Here is a 19,261-nt window from a genome sequence, read left to right as displayed (position 1 = left end):
CGCCCGTCGCCGCCCGCTCCCGTGCCGGGGCCCGTGACGGGAAACCGACTCCCCGGGACAGGCCTGTTCCGGCCTGATACGGTCCCGCTCTGCCGGAACACCGGAACACCAGTCCCACGCGTTACGAGAGGTGGAGCCGATGTCGGATCCCGCAGTCGAACGGGACGCCGCCGAGGCCGCCTCGGCCTTCGCCCACCCGCCGGTCGCGCCCGACGCGACCGCCGCGTACGGGGAACACCCCGACCACGTCGTGGACTTCTACGCCCCGCGGGCCGGGGACGGCTCCGCCGCCTCCGCGCCGCTGGTGGTGCTGCTGCACGGCGGGGCCTGGCGCGCCCCGTACGACCGCGCGCACGTGACGCCGCTGGCGGACTTCCTGGCGCGGCGGGGTTTTGCCGTGGCCAACGTGGAGTACCGGCGCGGGAGTTCGCTGCCGCACCAGGACGCGGACGGCCCGGTCGCGGGGCGCTGGCCGGAAACCTTCGACGACGTCGCAGCGGCGATGGACGCCCTGCCGGGGCTGGCCGCCTCCGCGCTGCCGCAGGCGGACCTGCGGCGCACGGTCGTCACCGGGCACTCGGCGGGCGGCCACCTGGCGCTGTGGGCGGCCGCCCGGCACGTGCTGCCCGCCGGAGCCCCGGCTGGCTGGCGGCTGCCCGAACCGCCGCCGCTGCGCGGCGTGGTGGCGCTGGCGCCGATCGCGGACTTCGAGGTCGCGGGCAGGCTCGGCGTGTGCGGCGGGGCTGCCGAGCAGCTGCTGGGCGGCGCGGCGCACCTGGCGGAGCGGTCGCCGTACGCGGACCCGGCGGTGCTGCTGCCGACGGGGATCGCCACCGCCGTGGTGCACGGGCGGGAGGACATCGTGGTGCCGGCGGCGGTCGCCGAGTCGTACGTGGAGGCGGCGGCCCGGGCCGGCGAGACGGTGGGGCTGACCCTGCTGGACGGGGTCGGGCACTTCCCGCTGATCGACCCGGGCGCGGACGCCTGCGCGGTCGTGGCCGAGGAGGTCGCGCAGCTGGCCTGGTAGGCGCGGGCGCCGTGCGCAGGCCCAGGCGGCACCCGTCGGCCGCGGCCGGTGTCAGGCCGTCGCGGCGAGGCGGGCGGCGAAGCGGGCCAGCCGTGCCCCCTGGTGGCGGGCCGCGGCGAGGGCCTCCTCGGTGACGGGGCCGCTGCCGCCGGGGTGCGAGGTGCCGTACGGGTTTCCGCCGGCGGCGAAGACGGCCGGGTCGGTGAAGCCGGGGGCGACGATGACCGAGCCCCAGTGGTGGAAGGTGTTGTACAGCGCGAGGAGCGTGGACTCGTTGCCGCCGTGGGCGTTGTGCGCGCTGGTGAAGCCGGTCGCCGGCTTGTCGGCCAGGGCGCCCTGCTGCCAGAGGCCGCCGGTGGTGTCGAGGAACTGCTTCAGCTGGCCGGCGATGTTGCCGTAGCGGGTGGGGGAGCCGATCGCGTAGGCGTTGGCCCAGGAGAGGTCGTCGAGGGTGGCGGTCTCGACGTCCTTCGCGGCCTCGACGTGCTCGCGCCACGCGGGGTTGGCGTCGATGGCGGCGTCCGGGGCGAGTTCGGGCACGCGGCGCAGGCGCACCTCCGCGCCGGCCTTCTCGGCGCCTTCGGCGACGGCCTGCGCGAGGGCGTGGACGTTCCCGGTGGACGAGTAGTAGACGACGGCGACCTTGGCACCCATGGTGAATCTCCTCCTGGTGAAGCGGATCGCTATCCGCTTTCGCTGGAGCAGAGTCAATCGGATAGAAATCCGTTTGGCAAGCGGATCCGGTAGCCTGCCTGCATGAGCCGCACCGAGCTGCCCGTCACGGGCCAGGCCCCGCCGGAGCGGGCGGACGCCGCCCGCAACCGGCGCAGGATCCTGGACGCGGCCGCGCGGCTGCTCGCCGACCAGGGGCCGGATGCCGTCACGATGAACGCCGTCGCGCACGCGGCCGGCATCGGCGTCGGCACCGTCTACCGCCGCTTCGGCGGCGTCAGCGGCCTGCTGCTCGCCCTGCTGGACGAGGACGAGAAGCGCTTCCAGGAGGCGTTCCTCGCCGGCCCGCCCCCGCTGGGCCCCGGGGCGCCCCCGGAGGAGCGGCTGCGCGCGTTCCTGCACGCGCTGGCCGATCGGCTCTCCACCTGCCGGGCCGTGATGGGCGCCGCCGAGGCTGCGTCGCCGGGAGCCCGGTACGGCAGCGGCGCCTACCTCACCCTGCACACGCACGTGTCCCTGCTGCTGCGGCAGGCCCGCCCGGAGGCGGACGCGCCGGTCCTGGCCCACCTGCTGCTCGCTCCCTTCGTCCCGAGCCTGTTCGAGCACCTGACGGCGGAGCGGGAGGTGTCGCCCGACCGGATCAAGGCGGGCATCGACGCCCTGCTGGGAGCGGGCGGGGGGTGAGCCGCCCGCCCCCTCCGGGGCCCCGCCCGCTGTGATCAAGCCATGGCCTGATCGGTAACCTGGGCGTCCGAATCCGATCACGGGTTCGAGTGATAGACCTCAGGGGGGAACGGTGCTCCGCCACCGACTCGTTTTTCCGGCTGCCCTCGTGGCGGCAGCCGCCGTACTGGCGCCGGGAGCAGCCCACGCGGCCCCGGCGGCTCCGGCCGCCGTGACAGGGGCCTCCGACCCGCAGTCGTACACGGCCCCGCCCTACTGGACCGTGCGCACCCCGCTGGGCGACGGCCCGATCGGCCACGACGGCCTCCAGATCGACCTGCACGCGGGGATGTTCACCGCGCACGGCATCCACCTGGAGGCCGCGGCCCTCGACGTCCGCGGCCCGTCGTCCGTCACCGTCGAGTGGGGCGACGGAGCGAAGGACACGGCGGAGATCACCGAGCCCGCCGACATCAAGCGCCTGGACCACGCCCACACGTACGCCGAGGTCGGCACCTACACCGTGACGTACACGGTGACCGACGCCGCGCACAACGTGCGGGCCGTCAACAAGGTCATCGTCACCACGGCGGGCGCCGAGTTCACCGCGCACGCGCCGACCCGCCTCCTCGACACCCGCGACGGGACGGGTGCCGCGAAGGCCAAGGTCGCCGGGCGCAGCAGCGCCCGCGTGAAGGCCGCCGGCAACGCCCGGATCCCGGCCGGAGCCACGGCCGTCGCGCTGAACGTGACGGTGACCAACACCGTCGAGGCCGGGTACGTCACCGCGTTCGCCGGGAAGGGCGCCCGGCGGCCGGACACCTCGAACCTCAACTACGCGCCCGGGCAGACCGTCCCCAACCTGGTGATCGTCCCCGTGGGCGACGACGGCCACGTCGAGCTCTTCAACGGCGGCTGGGCCCCGGTGGACCTCATCGCGGACGTGACCGGCTACTTCACCCGGTCCGCGGCAGCCGGCTACACCCCGCTGGCGCCGGCGCGCCTCGTCGACACCCGCGAGGGGCTCGGCACCGCGCAGGGGCAGGTGCCCGGCCAGGGGGCCTTCACCGTGGCGGCCGCCGGGGCGGGGAAGGTCCCGAAGGGCGCCACCGCGGTCGCCCTGAACGTCACCGCGACCAACCCGGCGGAGGCCGGGCACCTGACTGTTTTCCCGAGCGGCCAGTCGGCGCCGAGCACGTCCAGCGTCAACTTCACGGCGGGGCAGACCGTCGCCAACGCGGTGGTCGTGCCGGTGGGCGCGGACGGGAAGATCAGCGTCCGCAACGGCAGCTGGAAGGGCGCCGACGTCGTGGTCGACGTGGTCGGCTACTACAGCCCCGACAGCAGGGCCGCCTACCGGCCGTTCCACCCGTTCCGGCTCGCGGACACCCGCGAGGACAGCCGGCACCGCCCCCGCGGCCCCGTCCCGGCCCGCGACTACCTCCCGCTGCCGTTCACCGGCGAATCCCCGGTGCCGCCGGCGGGCTGGGTGCTGAACACCACGGTCACCAACACGACCGAGGCCGGCCACCTGTCGGTCGCCCCCGACCCGAACACGTGGGCGGACTACCAGAAGGGCATCGCGGCGAAGCCGGAGCGGCCCCTCTCCTCCTCCCTGAACTGGGGTGCGGGCATGACCGTGCCCAACCTCGTCCAGACGCCCGCCGGGCCGGGCGCCGTCATCGACTTCTGGAACCAGGGCTGGCAGCCGGTCGACGTGATCGTCGACTGCCTCGGCGTCTACGAGACGGACTGACCGGAACGCGAAGGGGGGCGGTGCACCGTGCGGTGCACCGCCCCCCTTGCGGCGGACGGGTGTCGGGCCGTCCCGTCCGGAGGCCTAGAGGAACGAGTTGATCTCGATCGTCTCGGTGCGGCCGGGGCCGACGCCGATCGCGGAGATCGGGGCGCCCGACATCTCCTCCAGGGCCTTCACGTACGCCTGCGCGTTCTTCGGCAGGTCGGAGAAGGTCTTGGCCTTGGTGATGTCCTCGGACCAGCCCGGCAGGTTCTCGTAGATCGGCTTCGCGTGGTGGAAGTCCGTCTGCGAGTACGGCAGCTCCTCGACGCGCTTGCCGTCGATCTCGTACGCGACGCACACGGGGATCTGCTCCCAGCCGGTCAGCACGTCCAGCTTGGTCAGGAAGAAGTCCGTCAGGCCGTTCACGCGGGTGGCGTAGCGGGCGATCGGGGCGTCGAACCAGCCGCAGCGCCGGTCGCGGCCGGTGGTCACGCCGCGCTCGCCGCCGATGCGGCGCAGGTCCTCGCCGTCCTGGTCGAACAGCTCGGTCGGGAACGGGCCCGCGCCGACGCGGGTCGTGTAGGCCTTCAGGATGCCGATGACGCGGCTGATCCGGGTCGGGCCGACGCCCGTGCCGGTGCAGGCGCCGCCCGCGGTGGGGTTCGAGGAGGTCACGAACGGGTACGTGCCGTGGTCGACGTCGAGGAGGGTGCCCTGGCCGCCCTCGAACAGCACGACCTTGTCCTCGTCGAGCGCGTTGTTGAGGATCAGGGTGGTGTCCGCGACGTACGGCTTGATCTGGTCCGCGTACTGGAGCATCTCCTCCACGATCGCGGCGGCCTCGATCGCGCGGCGGTTGTACAGCTTGGCGAGCAGCTGGTTCTTGTTCTCCAGCGCCGCCTCGACCTTCTGGATGAGGATCGACTCGTCGTAGAGGTCCTGGACGCGGATGCCGACGCGGTTGATCTTGTCCGCGTACGTCGGGCCGATGCCGCGGCCGGTCGTGCCGATCTTGCGCTTGCCGAGGAAGCGCTCGCCGACCTTGTCGAGGGTGACGTTGTACGGCGTGATCAGGTGGGCGTTTCCGCTGATCAGCAGCTTCGAGGTGTCGATGCCGCGCTCGTTCAGCCCGCGCAGCTCGGACAGGAGCACGGACGGGTCGACGACGACGCCGTTGCCGATGACCGGGGTGCATCCGGGGGACAGGATGCCGGACGGGAGAAGGTGCAGCGCGTACTTCTGGTCGCCTACGACGACCGTGTGGCCGGCGTTGTTGCCGCCCTGGTAGCGCACCACGTAGTCAACGGATCCACCGAGCAGGTCGGTGGCCTTCCCCTTGCCCTCGTCACCCCACTGAGCTCCGAGCAGCACAAGAGCGGGCACAGGCGTACACCTCTTCCGGATGGGGCATGTCCAAGGCCAGGGGGCGTACGACGATGTACACCGCAGGCTGGGCCGTCGGACCGGTACCCCGGAATAGACGAAGGCCCTGGCGCAATAGCGCAAGGGCCTCTTGCACAAAGATGCTACCCGAGGAAGGACCGAGGTGTCGGCTCCGGAGCCCACCATGAGCCCTGCGGGCGCGCCGGTCGGCGGCCTGCTCGTGCTCGTCGACCCGGTCGCGCGCCGTCTCGACGGAGAGTCCGTGCGCATCGCGAGGGACGTGCTGTCGGCCGGGGCGGCGGCGAAGATCTGCCTCCCCCAGTCGCCGGAGGAGTTCGCGCGGGCCCTCGCCCGCCGTGGCCATCGGCGGCCGGTGATCGTCGGCGACGACCGGGCCCTCGTACGGGCGGTCGGGCTGCTGCACCGGGAGCGGGAGCTCGACGGGGAGGCCCTCTCGGTGGTTCCCGTGGGGCAGGCGGGCTCGCTGGGGCTGGCGCGGCTGCTGGGGGTCCCCTTGTCGGCGGTGTCCGCGGCGCGGGCGGCCCTGGACGGGGTCGTCGGCGTCCGAGACCTGCTCGTCGACGACAGCGACGGCGTCGTCCTCGGCGGACTGCGCATCCCGCCCGTCCGGCCGCCCGCGCCCCGGGCGGGCGGGGCGTCGGTGCGCAGCGCCTACCGGTCGCTGGTGCGGACGCTCGCCGGGCCGCCCGCGGCGCCGGCCGCGGGGCACCGGCTGCGGGTGGAGGCCGACGGGGTGGTGCTGGCCGACGTGGACCGCCCCGTCGACGACGTCGCGGTCGCGCCCGGCGGGGGCGGCCTGGCGGAGGTCGCCGTCCGGGCGGAGGGCGCCGTGGTCCGGGCCCGCGCCGCGGCGGTCACGGTGGCGGGCGCCGACTTCCGCTACCGGGCCGACGCGGCGGTCTCCGGGCCGGTCCGGCGGCGGACGTGGACCGTGCGGCCGGCGGCCTGGGGGCTCATCCTGCCGCGCTGACCGGCGTACGGGCCGTCTCGCGCAGCACGCGGCGGCGGGAGAGGACGGTGACGGCGAGCGAGGCGGCCGCGAGCCCCGTGATCGCCGTCGCCGGCCCGACGGCCTGGGCGGCGGCGCCGGCGAGGGCGGCGCCGATGCCCTGCCAGGTCATCCGGCCCGCGGACTCCGCGCCCTGGACCTGGCCGCGGACCGCGTCCGGGGTGAGCGCGAGGAGCTGCTCCTGCATCGGCAGGGTGGCCGCGAAGCCGGCGCCGGCGAGGAACACGGCGACGGCGGCGACAGGCAGCGGCGGGTGGAGCGCGAACACCAGGAAGGGCGCGGCCATCAGCAGCCGCAGGGGGAAGGCGGCGCGGCGCCTGCCCCCTGCGGTGAGGAGCCGCCCGACGGCGAGGTCGCCGAGGAGCAGCCCCGCGGACGCGGCGGCCAGGAGGTGGCCGGCGTACTGCCCGGCGTACGGGATGAACAGCGCCTCGCAGCCGACGACCAGGCCGTTCGGCACCCAGAGGTTCAGCAGCAGGGCCCGCCGGCCGGGACGGCCCAGCAGTTCGGTGTTGCCGGCCCAGGTGCTGCGCAGGCCGGGGCGGCGGGCGAGCCGGACGGAGCGCTCGCGGAGGGTGGCCGCGACGGCGGCCAGGGAGAGCGCGGTGAGCGCGGCGGCGGCAGCGAACAGCCCGTGCGGGCCGATCGCGCGCACCAGCACCGCGCCGGAGGCGTAGCCGAGGACGGAGACGGCGCCGGCGGTGATGTTCATCAGCGAGCGGGCCGGGGCGTAGGCGGATGCGGGGACGATCTCGGCGAGCAGGCCCATGCGGGTGCCGGTGCCGAGGGACTGGAAGAAACCGAGGGCCAGGAGCAGGGCGAAGCGGGCGGTGAGCGGCAGACCCGGCACGGCCTGGGCGGCGATGCCGGCGAGGGAGGCGCCCTGGAGGGCGAGCAGGGTGCGGCGGGGGCGGCTGCCGTCGGCGACGGACATCAGGGTGAGCGCCCCGAGCACGGTCGCGAAGGTCGCCCCGTACATGCTGACCGCTGTCAGGAAGGGGGAGCCGGTCTGGCGGTCGACGAGGCTGCCGAGGGCGAACCCGGACAGGGCGCTCGCGGCGGCGGTGAGGGCGAAGCTCGCGAAGAGCCCGGCGAACTCCCGGTTCCGGAGCAGCTCCCGGTACCCGGGACGGGCTCCCGGCGGCACGGGCGCGCGCGATGTTGATGAGGCGTCAGAAGGCATGAAAAAAGCCTCCGTTCGCTCCCGTCAGGGAGAGCCGGAGGCCTTGGGTGGACCATAGCACGCGGGGGCGGGGCGTTCAGAACTCGACGATCAGCTCCCGCAGCCCGCGGATCACGTACCCGGGCTGCCACTGCGGTTCGCGGACCAGCTTCAGCGGGGGCACGCCGTCCGCCAGGAGCGCGCCGAAGGAGGCCGCCAGCTCGCGGCGGGCCAGCGGGGCGCCCAGGCAGTAGTGGATGCCCGCGCCGAAGCTGAGGTGCGGGTTGTCGGTGCGGGAGAGGTCGAGGGTGTCCGGGTCCGCGAAGCGGGCCGGGTCGCGGTTGGCGGAGCCGAACAGCAGAGCGACCTCCGCGCCGCGCGGGATGACCGCGCCGCCGATCTCGATGTCGTCCAGGACCCACCGCTCGAACATCTGGAGCGGGGTGTCGTAGCGCATCAGCTCATCCACAGCTGTGGACAACTTTTCCCGGTCGAGCGCGGCCAGCTGTCCGGGATTGCGGAAGAGTGCCCACCAGCCGTTGACGGTCGTGTTCACGGTGGCCTCGTGGCCGGCGTTCAGCAGGAGCACGCAGGTGGAGATCATCTCCTGTTCGCTGAGCCGCCCCTCCTCGTCGTGCGCCGCGATGAGCCCGGAGACCAGGTCCTCCCCGGGCTGCCGGCGCCGCCGGGCGATCAGCTCACGCAGGTAGGCGCTGAACTCGGTGCTCGCCTGCACGGCCCGCCGCGCGGTCTCCTCGTCGGGCCGCAGCTCGAACATCCCGCAGATGTCCGCGGACCACGGCCGCAGCAGCCCCCGGTCCTCCTCCGGCACCCCCAGCAGCTCCGCGATCACCGCCACGGGCAGCGGCTCGGCGACCACCGCCAGCAGGTCGCCGCCCCCGTCGGCGAGGAGCCGGCCCACCAGCTCCCCGGCGAGCCGCTCCACCGCCGGCGCGAGCCGCTCCACCGTCCGCGGCGTGAACGCCTTCGACACCAGCCGCCGCACCCGCCCGTGCGCCGGGTCCTCCAGGTCGAGCAGCCCGTTGTCGTTGAGCACGTGGAACGGCTCGTGCTCCGGCGGCGGCGCCGTACGCCCGAACTCCTCGTGCGAGAAGCGGTGCAGGTACGTCCGCCCGAGCCGCCGGTCGCGCAGCAGGGCACTCACGTCGGCGTAGTGCGGCACGAGCCACTGCCCGGTGGCCTCGCACCAGACGGCCCTGCCCTGCTCCCGCAACTCCCGGTAGGCCGGGTACGGGTCGGCGACGAACGCGGCATCCCACGGATCAAAGCCCATGCCCGCAGCCTAGTGCTGCGACCCCTGCCGGGCAGCCGGACCGCGTCGGGCCGGCTATGCGGGGGTGACGAGGCGGGTCTCGTAGGCGAAGACCGCCGCCTGCGTCCGGTCGCGCAGGCCCAGCTTCACCAGGATCCGGCTGACGTGCGTCTTGATGGTGGACTCGGCCACCACCAGCCGGTCCGCGATCTCCGCATTGGAGAGGCCCTGCGCGATCAGGACGAGCACCTCCGTCTCCCGGTCCGTCAACTCCCCCACCCTGGAAGCGTCGACCGGCCGGGGGGCCGCGGACAGCCGTGAGAACTCCGAGATCAGCCGCTTGGTCACCGTCGGCGCCAGCAGCGCCTCCCCGGACGCCACCACCCGCACCCCCTCGGCCAGTTGCCTGGCGGAGGCGTCCTTCAGCAGGAACCCGGACGCCCCGGCCCGCAGCGCCTGGTACACGTACTCGTCGAGGTCGAAGGTCGTCAGGACCAGCACCTTCGCGTCCGTGCCCATGGCGGCGATCTCCCGCGTGGCCTCCAGCCCGTTCATCACCGGCATCCGGACGTCCATCAGCACCACGTCCGGACCGAGCGCCGCCACCTGCGCGACGGCCTCCCGCCCGTCGACGGCCTCGCCGACCACCTCGATGCCGTCCATCGCGTTCAGCAGGACCGAGAAGCCCTCCCGGACCATCATCTGGTCGTCGACGATGAGAACCCTGATCGTCATGCCTGTTCCCGCGCCGTCTCCAGAGCCGCTTCCTGCCCGCGCACGGGTATGAACACCGCCACCTCGTATCCGCCTTCCGCCGTCCGCCCGGCCGTCATCTGCCCCTCCAGCATGGCGACCCGCTCCCGCATGCCCGTGATCCCGTGCCCCGCACCCGGCGAGGGCCGCACGTCCCCGGTCGGCGCCCCGTTGACGACACGTATGCCGAGCCCGCCCAGCACGTACGACACCTCCACGCCGGCGGCCGCTCCCGGCGCATGCCGCAGGGTGTTGCTCAGGGCCTCCTGCACGATCCGGTACGCCGACAGCTCGACTCCCTGCGGCAGCTCCCGCACCGCACCCGTCACCGTCTTCTCCACCCGCAGGCCGGCCTCCCGCACATTGGCGACGAGCCCGTCCAGCGAGGCCAGTGTCGGCTGCGGGGCGTCCGGCGCCTCGTAGTCCTCGGAGCGGACCACTCCCAGCACCCGGCGCAGCTCCGTCAGCGCCGCCACCGCGTTCTCCCGGATCGTCGCGAACGCGGCCTCCAGCTCCTGCGGCGGGTTCTTCACCCGGTACGGTGCGGCCTCCGCCTGGATCGCCACCACCGACATGTGGTGGGCCACCACGTCGTGCAGCTCGCGCGCGATCGTCGTCCGCTCCTCCAGCAGCGTCCGCCGGTCCCGCTCGACCGCGGTGACCTCCGCCTGGGCGCTCACCTCCTGCTCCGCCTCCCGGCGCGTGTGCCGGACCGTCACCACCAGCAGCGACACCGCCAGCAGGAACAGGATCGGGACAACGCTGCCCGAGTCGCCGCCGGCCAGGACGGAGGCCGATATCCCGAACAGCATCGTGACCAGCCACATCCAGCCCGAGGTCCGGGGCCGGGTCCGCATCGCGACGACGGTCACGGTGAACAGGTACGCGACGAAGCTCGCCGGTCCCCACGGCCAGGTCGACCCGTCCCCCGCGCCCGCCACGGCGAGCGCCGAGGTCGACGCGAGGGCCGCCCAGAACGCCCCGACGGGCCGGACCAGCGTCATCAGCACCGGCGCCGCCGCGACCGCGCCCAGCAGCAGTGCTGCCGGCGGCCACAGGAAGTCGTGCACGCCGAGCGTGGTGAGCGCCACCAGCAGGGCGGTGCCGGCGACCACCGCGTGCGGCAGATACGGCGCCTTCGCCCGTATCCCCGCGGGGAGCCGCCGCACCAGCGGGCCGTCCGTGCGCATCGGCGGCAGCGGCCGGTACGCGAAAGCGTCCGTGAGGAGCTCCTCGCGCAGGCTCCGGAGGATTCCCGAAGCCAGCCGGATCTCGGGGGTCCCGGGATTCGCCCCGGAAGTCTTCTCGGTCATGGCACCACCGTAGGTCTGCGGCCCTCTCGTCCGCGTCGCCGCACAAGGGGATCTGCGGGCCTCCCCCTCAGGTACTACCCGAGGCCCTCAGTAGCCCGCCGGACGGACCAGACCCGTCTCGTACGCGAAGACCGCCGCCTGCGTGCGGTCCCGCAGGCCGAGCTTCACCAGGATCCGCCCCACGTGCGTCTTCACCGTCTGCTCGGCCACGACGAGCCGTGCGGCGATCTCCGCATTGGACAGCCCCTGCGCGATCAGCGCGAGCACCTCCGTCTCCCGCTCGGTCAGCTCCGCGATCCGCGCCTTCGACGGGGCGCGCGGTGCACCGAGCCGCGAGAACTCGGTGATGAGCCGCTTGGTGATGTTCGGGGACAGCAGGGCCTCACCGGCCGCGACGACCCGCACCGCCTCGGCCAGCTGGTCCGCGGAGGCGTCCTTCAGCAGGAACCCGGACGCGCCGGCCCGCAGCGCCTCGTACACGTACTCGTCGAGGTCGAAGGTCGTCAGGACGAGCACCTTCGCCTCGGAGCCCGACGCGGTGATCACCGACGTCGCCTCGATGCCGCCCATTCCCGGCATGCGGATGTCCATCAGCACCACGTCGGGGCCGAGTTCGGCGGCCTTCGCCACGGCGTCCGCGCCGTCCACGGCCTGCCCGACGACCTCTATGTCGGGCTGCGTGTTGAGCAGGACCGTGAAGCCCTGCCGCACCATCATCTGATCGTCGGCGATCATCACCCTGATCGGTCGGGTCGTCGTCGTCATGGCGTCCTTCTAGTCGTTCGTCCGAGGGTCCACGGGCAGCACGGCGCTCACCTCGTACCCGCCGCCCGGCCGCGGACCCGCGGCGAGCTCGCCCCCCAGCATGCCCGCCCGCTCCCGCATGCCGAGCAGCCCGTGCCCCGCACCGTGCGAGGGCGGGGCCTTCCGGCCCGGCGCCGTGTTGGCGACGCACAGGTGCAGCTCGCGCGGCCCGTACGCGATGCCGACCTCCACCTGCGATCCGGGGGCGTGCCGCAGGCAGTTGCTGAGGGCTTCCTGCACGATCCGGTACGCGGTGAGCTCCACGCCCGGCGCGAGCGGCCGCCGGATGCCCGCGATCGCCGTGGTCACCTCCAGCCCGGCGCTTCGCACGTTGCCGACGAGCCCCTCCAACTCGGCAAGGGTGGGCTGCGGATGGTGGGGGTCGGCCGGGTCGGCGGCCTGCTCCGAGCGCAGCACGCCCAGCACCCGCCGCAGCTCCGTGAGGGCCTCCAGGGCGTTCTCCCGGATGCCGGCCAGGTTCTCCCTGAGCTCCGGTGACGGGTTCTCGACCAGGTGCGGGGCGACCTGCGCCTGGATCGAGATGACCGACATGTGGTGGGCGACCACGTCGTGCAGTTCGCGCGCTATACGGCTGCGCTCCTCCAGCAGGGCCCGGCGGGCCCGCTCCTCCTCGGTGAGCGTCTCCTGTTCGACGAGCTTGCTGCGGGCCAGGCGGCCGGCGCGCAGGGCGTATCCGAGCACGCCGGCGAAGGCGAACAGCAGCAGGGTGGCGGGGATCGTGCTCTCGCTGCCCGCCGGCCGGAACCGCACCTCGGCCAGGGCGCCGAGCGCGACGGACAGCCCGACCACCGCCGTGGTCACCCGCGCCGGCACCCGCAGTGCGACCAGCAGCACCACAAAGGCGAACAGCACCACGCCGGCGGGCGTCCACGGCCAGCTCTGCCCCTCGCCGGCACTGCCCTGCGTCTGCACGGCCACCATGAACGCGGACGCGAGCGCCAGCCACCATCCGGCGATCGGCCGGAACATGGCGAGGACCACCGACGCGCCGCCCGCCACGGCCGCCAGGAGCGGGTAGCCGCCGCTCACCCCGTAGTGGGAGGACATCTGCTCGGTCGTCAGGAACGTGCAGAGCACCGCCACGTATCCGAGGGCCAGATGCGGCAGCCGGGCCAGCCAACGCGGCCGGGACATCCCCGGCAGCGGGTTCCGTTCGAGCGTGAACAGCCCGGCGGCCAGGGTCCGCAGCGCCCCGAACCGCCGGCCGGCGTCCGCGCCGGGACCGGAACCGGGGCCTGCGGCCGGGGTGCTGTGCTGCTCTTTCACGCCGTCCACCCTAGACACGGGACGCCTCCCGCCTCCGGGCCGGCCCGACCGGACGGAAGGCGCCGCCGTCCCCGGCCGCGGCACCGGCGCCGCCCTGCCGGCCCTGTCGGCCCCGCCCGCCCCGCTCGTGCGCGTGGAATGCGGCCAGGCACACGGTCAGCGCGGCCGCGAACACCGGAAGCCACAGCAGCCGGGCGGGTATCCACAGCGCCGAGTCGGGGACGGTGTGCAGGCCGGGCAGTTCGACAGGGGAGGTGAGGCCGAGCGCGGTGACGGCCATCATCGCCGTCTGGTGCCAGAGGAAAACGGTCATCGCCGACAGGTTCAGCAGGGCGACTGCCGCCCACACCCGCGGCCGGACCGCGGCCCGCGCCAGCTGCCCCCGCAGCAGCAGCGCAAGCCCGCACTGCGCCAGCCCGAACGCGACCGCGGCCGACGTCGGCGGGTTCAGGTTCGACACGGCCGCACCGGGCACGCCGACCATGGACGCCGGGTAGCCGCCCCACAGCACCAGCACCGCCGTGCCCGCAGCCCCGCCCGCCAGCAGCGCCAGGGCCGGGCCCCGCCGGTCGAGCCGCCCCTGCGCCCAGGCCGCACCGAGGGTGTACGGGACGAGCCAGCCGGCGGCCACGTTGACCCAGCCGACCCACTCCGGCCCGCCGAATCCGAACCGCCACAGGTCCACGGCCGCCACCACGGCCGCGGGCCACACCGGGTGCAGCCGCACCGCCAGCGGCGTCGCCGCCGTCAGCACGGCGAACACCAGCAGGAACCACAGCGGCGACAGCACGAGCCGCACCAGCGCGTGGACGGTGCCCCACGCGGCCCCGCCCAGCAGCATCCCGCCCGCGGCCACCGTCCACAGGGCGAGCACCGCGGCGACCGGCCGGAACAGCCGGGACAACCGCTGCCCCACCCAGGCCCCGTACGGGACGCCGCGCTCCCGGGCGGAGGCGTGGCCGCGGGCGGCGACGAGGCCGCCGACGAAGAAGAACACGGCCAGCGTCTGGAACAACCACGACAGGGGTGCCAGCCACGGCATGTGGGCCAGCGGGCTGGTGGTGGCGAGCGCGCCTTCCGAGGAGGTCATCGCCGTCACCAGCCAGTGGCCGAGCACCACGCCGAGGATGGCGAGGGCCCGCAGGGCGTCCACGGACCGGTCCCGGTCGGCGGGAGTGCCCGCCTCGACCCGGTCGGCGACGGCGGACCAGCGGGCGCGCAGCCTAAGCACGGGGCACCTCCGGGGTGGCGGCGGCCCGCCCCGCACCGCCGCCGGCGGTGCCGAGGACGATGCCGGCCAGGCTGTCCAGGGACTCGCTGCCGGGCTTCAGGTAGTCGCTGTGGCCGCTCGGGCCGGCACGGAACGGGCGGGCCCCGAAGGCCGGGTCGACCGGGTCGGTGCCGAAGCCGACCTGCCCGAGGCGGACGTGCGGCACGTTCCCGATCCAGTCCGACCCGCCGCGGCCGGCCCAGACGCGGGCAGCGGTGGGCAGGTCGGCCGCCGAGTCGGCGCCCGTGCCGGGGCTGCCGTACAGGACGACATCGGTGACGGGGGAGCCGGTGGCCGTGCGGGCGCAGACGACCGTGCCGTAGGAGTGGCACAGCAGGGACATCCGGGCCCCGGGCCCGGCGAGGCGCGCCAGGTGGGAGAGGAACGGGCCGAGTTCGGCGGCGGCCTCGTCGGCCCGGTCGGCGGTCAGGACGGTCGTGCTGACGGTGCCCGGCGTGTCGTACCCGAGCCAGGCGACCACCGCGGCCCGGGGGTGCGCTGCGGAAAGCCGCACGTGCAGGGCGGAGGCGCCCTCACGGAACCGCTGGTAGGTGTCCAGCGTGGTGTCGGATCCGGGGACGAGCACCGCTATCCGGTCGGCCGTCGCGAGGTCGCCGAACACCTCCACCGCGCGGCCCGTCCCCCTGCCGTCGAAGGCGAGGAACTGCGCGGCACCGCCCGCCTCCATGGTGTGCAGCCGGTCCGCCCGGCCGGGGCGGCCGGCGTCCGCGGCCATGCGGGCGGCCTCGGCGAGACCGGTGCGGTGCGCGGCGTACACCGCCTGCAGCGGCTCCTGTTCGCCGACGGCGGCCGGTATGGGCGCGGGCACGGCCGGGGAGGCGGCCGCGGACACGGGCAGCACCACGGCCGCGGCGACCGCGCCGGCCAGCAGGGTGCGGCGCAGGCGGCCGCGCAGGCGGTGTCCCTCGCGGCGGCCTCCGGGGCGTCCTTCGCGTCGGCTGGTCATGGCGGTCCCTGCTCCTTCGTCCTGCGCATGTCGCGCTGCCGGTGGGAGCGGGTGCGACCTCTGCGGCCGGGTCCCGCCTCCCATGACGAAGCTATGGATCAGGGGCCATCGCCCGCGTCCCGCCGCAGAGCGCCCTTTCTGAATGGCTCTCAGGTATGACAGGGGAGACCTGCGAGCTATCCGCCTGCACCCGGCAGGCCGACGGATCCGCCTCCGGGATGCATCCCGCGGCGGCCCGATCCCCGCCCTTTCCAGGCCCTCACCGGCAGGGGACGCCTACGCTCGACGCATGATCGACACCGACTGGCGCAGCGACCGCATAGGCAGCGCGCACCGCGGGGAGAACCCCACCGTCATGCGCCGCCTCGACCAGGGCTTCGCGGTGATCGGGGACCGGCAGTTCCTGCCCGGCTACTCCGTCCTCCTCACCGACGACCCTTCGGTGACCCGGCTCTCGGACCTGCCCCGGCCGCGCAGGGCGGCGTACCTCGCCGACATGGAGCGGCTCGCCGAGGCCGTCGAACTGGCCTGCCGCCGCCTCGACCCGGCCTTCCGCCGCGTCAACATCGAGATCCTGGGCAACACCGACCCGTACCTGCACGCGCACGTCTGGCCCCGCTACGACTGGGAGCCGGCCGACCTGGTCCGACTGCCCGTCTGGCTGTACGGGGAGGAGCACTGGAGAGGGACCGAGCACGAACTCGGCACCCGGCACGAGGGCCTGCGCACCGCCATCGGCGGGGAACTCGACCGGCTCGCCTGACCGGGGCCGGCAGGCCAGGCCGCCGTCGCGACGCGCACGCCGAACCCGGTCAGGACAGCCCGGCCACCCGGTCAAGGGCCCGGCGCACGCGGGGGCGGGCGCCCCCGGCGCCCGTGCGCAGGCCGTCCGCGCGGCCTGGCGCCGACGGGGCGCCGAGTCCTGGCCGTTGCCCGTCCCGTAAACACGCGCCGGCGATCTCGCCGCCCGGGGTGTCCACGCACCCAACAAGCGCTGGCCGCAGCGCCGTTGACGCCGCCGCCCGCGCAGGCTCAGTCGCCGGACGGGGGAGCGGGCGGCCCGGGGAGGGCGTCCATGGCCGCGGCCAGCCGGTCCAGTGCGGCCACGACCTCCCGGAACGCCTCGTCGCCGAGGTGCTCCGCCAGCGCCGTCGCCGCCGCCGCGTGCGCCGGTCCGATACGGGCGACCGCCGCGCGCCCCTCGCGGGTGGGGCGCAGCAGCTTCGCGCGCCGGTGCGCGGGGTTGGCCACGTACTCGGCGAGCCCCTGCGCGGCCAGCAGGTCCGCCACGCGCTGGACGCTCTGCCGGGTGATGCCCATGGCGCGGGCGATGCCGGCTACCGGCAGCGGCTCCCGCAGGACCGCGCCGAGCACCTGCCAGCGCGCCGCGGTCAGCCCGGCCGGCCGGGCCAGCTCCTCCGAGAGGGCGAGGAACCGGCCGTTGAGGCCGAAGACGCCGAGCGCTGCCGCGCTGAGCAGCTCCTGCCGCTCCCGAGTCGACAGCCCTTCGCCGCCTCCGCTGCCTCCGCCGCCTCCGCTGCCTCCGCCGCCTCCGCCCCGGCCGCTTCCGGCCGCGGTCCCGCCCGCCGCCGCGCGCTCAGGCATCCCCGCGCTCCGCCGCCGCCATCAGCACCGGGAACGCGCTCGCGTCCGAGTCGTGGAACAGCCGGTACCACGCGTCGAGGACCTCCGGCCCGTACACGTCCAGCCGGGCGAAGACCTCCCGCGCGAACGCCACCGGCTCCGTCGGCCCGGCGGTGATCAGGTCGCCGTCCGTCACCGCGTCGGCCTCGACGTACTGCTCTGCCCCCGCGTAGCCCGGCTGCTCCGCCAGGTAGGCCGGGGCGCCGCTGGTGTGGGCGCGCCCGTCCAGCAGCCCGGCGCGCGCCAGGCCGGCCGTGGCCCCGCAGATCGCCGCGACGGGAACCCCGGCGGCCAGGAACTCCGCCGCCTTCGCCGCGAAGGGGGCCAGCTCGTCGCCGGTGTCCCACAGCGCCGCGCCGGTCAGGATCAGCAGGGAGGAGTCCTGCGGCGACAAGTCCGACAGCGCGCCGTCGGGCCGGATGCGGACGCCGCCCATGGTGGTCACCTCCTGTCGGCCGTCGTCCGCGACGGTCCGGACGCGGTACCCGCGCTGCGTGAGGTGTGCCGTGGTGTGGCCCGTCTCCCAGTCCGCGTACGTGTCGTACACGGCCAGGTGGACCGGCTTGTCGGAGCGGTTCGCGGTCATGTGGATCGCCTCCCGTGCGTATCGGCGGGCTGCTCCGGGTCCGCCGCGGCGCCGCCGCAGGTCCGCCCGGCCGCCCTGTCGACCGGCTGCTTATGACAGCAGGCTGTCATTACGTCAGCATGCTGTCAACCCTTGTGCCCGCCGCGTGACCGCCGCGCGCCCGCCCGTACCGCGCCGCCCGGCGACAGACTGCCGAGGCCCGGCCCCGACCCCCATACACTCCGCCGATACCCCCTCCCACCTGCGCACTTCTAGCGTGGCCGCATGACCCCTCATCTCCCCGCCGACGCGGACGGCGCCACCGTCAAGGCCGCCGACCGCGCCCACGTCTTCCACTCCTGGTCCGCCCAGGCCCTGATCGACCCGCTCGCCGTCGCCGGGGCCGAGGGCGCGTACTTCTGGGACTACGACGGCCGCCGCTACCTCGACTTCTCCTCCCAGCTGGTCAACACCAACATCGGCCACCAGCACCCCAGGGTCGTCGCGGCCATCCAGGAGCAGGCCGGCCGCCTGTGCACGCTCGCGCCCGGCTTCGCCGTCGACGTCCGCTCCGAGGCCGCACGCCTCATCGCCGAGCGCACCCCCGGCGACCTGGACAAGGTCTTCTTCACCAACGGCGGCGCCGAGGCCGTCGAGAACGCCGTCCGCATGGCCCGCCTGCACACCGGCCGCCAGAAGGTCCTCTCGGCGTACCGCTCCTACCACGGCGCCACCGCCGCCGCGATCAACCTGACCGGCGACCCGCGCCGCTGGCCCTCCGACACCGGCTCCGCCGGGGTGGTCCACTTCTGGGGGCCCTTCCTCTACCGCTCGCCCTTCCACGCGACCACGGAGGCGGAGGAGTGCGAGCGGGCCCTGGCCCACCTCGCCGACACCATCGCCTTCGAGGGCCCGGCCTCCATCGCCGCGATCATCCTGGAGACCGTCCCCGGCACCGCCGGCATCATGGTGCCGCCCGCCGGCTACCTGGCCGGCGTACGCGAGCTCTGCGACCGGTACGGCATCGTCTTCATCCTCGACGAGGTCATGGCCGGCTTCGGCCGCACCGGCCGCTGGTTCGCGGCCGAGCACTGGGGCGTCACCCCCGACCTGATCACCTTCGCGAAGGGCGTCAACAGCGGCTACGTCCCCCTCGGCGGCGTCGCCATCTCCGCAGCCATCGCCGAGACGTTCGCCACCCGCCCCTACCCGGGCGGACTGACCTACTCCGGACACCCGCTCGCCTGCGCCGCCGCCGTCGCGACCATCCGCACGATGGAGGAGGAGGGCGTCGTCGGGCACGCCGCCCACCTCGGCCGGAACGTGATCGGACCGGCCCTTGCCGAGATCGCCGAACGCCACCCGTCGGTCGGCGACGTCCGCGGCCTCGGCGCCTTCTGGGCCGTCGAGCTCGTCCGCGACCGGGAGACCCGCGAGCCGCTCGTCCCGTACAACGCCGCCGGCGCGGACAACGCGCCGATGGCCGAGTTCGCGGCCGCCTGCAAGGCCTCCGGGCTGTGGCCGTTCGTGAACATGAACCGCGTCCACGTCGTCCCGCCCTGCACCGTCACCGAGGCCGAGGCGAAGGAGGGCCTGGCCCTGCTGGACGAGGCGCTCACGGTCGCCGACCGGCACACGGCCTCCGCCTGACCGGGGGCGAACTCGGTAACAGCACCGAATCGATCGGTTTTCGGCCGCGCTGCCTGC

Annotated in this window: 18 protein-coding genes; 6 read left to right on the top strand and 12 right to left on the bottom strand. The window is 74.6% G+C overall.

The window, feature by feature from the left end:
- Positions 1–139 precede the first annotated feature (139 nt).
- Positions 140–1,027: an alpha/beta hydrolase family protein gene (locus tag MUK52_RS14815; protein ID WP_284576947.1), complete on the top strand. Its 888-nt coding sequence runs from the start codon at positions 140–142 to the stop codon at positions 1,025–1,027.
- 51 nt (positions 1,028–1,078) lie between these two features.
- Here MUK52_RS14815 and wrbA read toward each other — a convergent pair whose 3' ends face one another.
- Complete coding sequence (wrbA, locus tag MUK52_RS14810) at positions 1,079–1,681, bottom strand: NAD(P)H:quinone oxidoreductase (RefSeq protein ID WP_284576945.1); 603 nt, start codon at positions 1,679–1,681, stop codon at positions 1,079–1,081.
- A 102-nt stretch (positions 1,682–1,783) separates the two neighbouring features.
- Here wrbA and MUK52_RS14805 point away from each other — a divergent pair, with 102 nt between their 5' ends.
- Together MUK52_RS14805 and MUK52_RS14800 are read left to right on the top strand one after the other, a co-directional pair.
- Positions 1,784–2,383: a TetR/AcrR family transcriptional regulator gene (locus MUK52_RS14805; RefSeq protein WP_284576943.1), complete on the top strand. Its 600-nt coding sequence runs from the start codon at positions 1,784–1,786 to the stop codon at positions 2,381–2,383.
- A gap of 112 nt (positions 2,384–2,495) precedes the next feature.
- The gene (locus MUK52_RS14800) at positions 2,496–4,118 is read left to right on the top strand and encodes a hypothetical protein (protein ID WP_284576941.1); all 1,623 of its coding nucleotides are present in this window, start codon (positions 2,496–2,498) and stop codon (positions 4,116–4,118) included.
- Between the two features lie 84 nt (positions 4,119–4,202).
- On the opposite strand, the gene MUK52_RS14795 is transcribed toward MUK52_RS14800, so the two are convergent.
- Positions 4,203–5,486 (bottom strand): adenylosuccinate synthase, encoded by a 1,284-nt coding sequence (locus MUK52_RS14795; RefSeq protein WP_114053471.1) that lies wholly within the window; start codon positions 5,484–5,486, stop codon positions 4,203–4,205.
- 184 nt (positions 5,487–5,670) lie between these two features.
- On the opposite strand from MUK52_RS14795, the gene MUK52_RS14790 reads away from it, so the two are divergent.
- Positions 5,671–6,477 (top strand): diacylglycerol kinase, encoded by an 807-nt coding sequence (locus MUK52_RS14790; protein ID WP_114058376.1) that lies wholly within the window; start codon positions 5,671–5,673, stop codon positions 6,475–6,477.
- On the opposite strand, the gene MUK52_RS14785 is transcribed toward MUK52_RS14790, so the two are convergent.
- The 8 genes from MUK52_RS14785 to MUK52_RS14750 all read right to left on the bottom strand — a co-directional run bounded on the left by MUK52_RS14785 (position 6,461) and on the right by MUK52_RS14750 (position 15,345).
- Positions 6,461–7,699, bottom strand: a complete 1,239-nt coding sequence (locus MUK52_RS14785) for an MFS transporter (RefSeq protein WP_114053472.1) — start codon at positions 7,697–7,699, stop codon at positions 6,461–6,463. The genes MUK52_RS14790 and MUK52_RS14785 overlap by 17 nt on opposite strands.
- 76 nt (positions 7,700–7,775) lie before the next feature.
- Entirely contained in the window at positions 7,776–8,972 is a 1,197-nt protein-coding gene (locus MUK52_RS14780; RefSeq protein ID WP_284576937.1) for a cytochrome P450, read from the bottom strand.
- A gap of 54 nt (positions 8,973–9,026) precedes the next feature.
- On the bottom strand, positions 9,027–9,686 hold the full coding sequence (locus MUK52_RS14775) for a response regulator (protein WP_284576934.1): 660 nt from the start codon (positions 9,684–9,686) through the stop codon (positions 9,027–9,029).
- A complete protein-coding gene (locus MUK52_RS14770) occupies positions 9,683–11,017 on the bottom strand; it encodes a sensor histidine kinase (RefSeq protein WP_114053475.1) in 1,335 nt (444 codons plus the stop codon). Before MUK52_RS14770 ends, MUK52_RS14775 begins: the two co-directional genes overlap by 4 nt.
- An 87-nt stretch (positions 11,018–11,104) precedes the next feature.
- On the bottom strand, positions 11,105–11,782 hold the full coding sequence (locus MUK52_RS14765; RefSeq protein ID WP_284576932.1) for a response regulator: 678 nt from the start codon (positions 11,780–11,782) through the stop codon (positions 11,105–11,107).
- Between the two features lie 9 nt (positions 11,783–11,791).
- Positions 11,792–13,108: a sensor histidine kinase gene (locus tag MUK52_RS14760; RefSeq protein ID WP_284576930.1), complete on the bottom strand. Its 1,317-nt coding sequence runs from the start codon at positions 13,106–13,108 to the stop codon at positions 11,792–11,794.
- 10 nt (positions 13,109–13,118) lie between these two features.
- On the bottom strand, positions 13,119–14,339 hold the full coding sequence (locus MUK52_RS14755; protein WP_284576928.1) for an acyltransferase family protein: 1,221 nt from the start codon (positions 14,337–14,339) through the stop codon (positions 13,119–13,121).
- On the bottom strand, positions 14,332–15,345 hold the full coding sequence (locus MUK52_RS14750; RefSeq protein ID WP_284576926.1) for an alpha/beta hydrolase: 1,014 nt from the start codon (positions 15,343–15,345) through the stop codon (positions 14,332–14,334). The genes MUK52_RS14755 and MUK52_RS14750 overlap by 8 nt, the downstream gene beginning before the upstream one ends.
- A gap of 289 nt (positions 15,346–15,634) precedes the next feature.
- Between MUK52_RS14750 and MUK52_RS14745 the strand changes: the two genes are divergently transcribed.
- Entirely contained in the window at positions 15,635–16,108 is a 474-nt protein-coding gene (locus tag MUK52_RS14745) for an HIT family protein (RefSeq protein WP_284576924.1), read from the top strand.
- Between the two features lie 269 nt (positions 16,109–16,377).
- Here MUK52_RS14745 and MUK52_RS14740 read toward each other — a convergent pair whose 3' ends face one another.
- Both MUK52_RS14740 and MUK52_RS14735 read right to left on the bottom strand, forming a co-directional pair.
- A complete protein-coding gene (locus MUK52_RS14740) occupies positions 16,378–16,950 on the bottom strand; it encodes a MarR family winged helix-turn-helix transcriptional regulator (protein ID WP_284576922.1) in 573 nt (190 codons plus the stop codon).
- The gene (locus MUK52_RS14735; RefSeq protein ID WP_284576920.1) at positions 16,943–17,575 is read right to left on the bottom strand and encodes a DJ-1/PfpI family protein; all 633 of its coding nucleotides are present in this window, start codon (positions 17,573–17,575) and stop codon (positions 16,943–16,945) included. Before MUK52_RS14735 ends, MUK52_RS14740 begins: the two co-directional genes overlap by 8 nt.
- A 264-nt stretch (positions 17,576–17,839) precedes the next feature.
- On the opposite strand from MUK52_RS14735, the gene MUK52_RS14730 reads away from it, so the two are divergent.
- A complete protein-coding gene (locus tag MUK52_RS14730; RefSeq protein ID WP_284576918.1) occupies positions 17,840–19,204 on the top strand; it encodes an aspartate aminotransferase family protein in 1,365 nt (454 codons plus the stop codon).
- The last annotated feature ends 57 nt before the right edge of the window (positions 19,205–19,261 follow it).

This window comes from Streptomyces sp. 2P-4, assembly GCF_030167965.1.
Lineage (GTDB): Bacteria > Actinomycetota > Actinomycetes > Streptomycetales > Streptomycetaceae > Streptomyces > Streptomyces globosus_A.
This window is presented reverse-complemented; position numbering and strand designations above follow the sequence as displayed.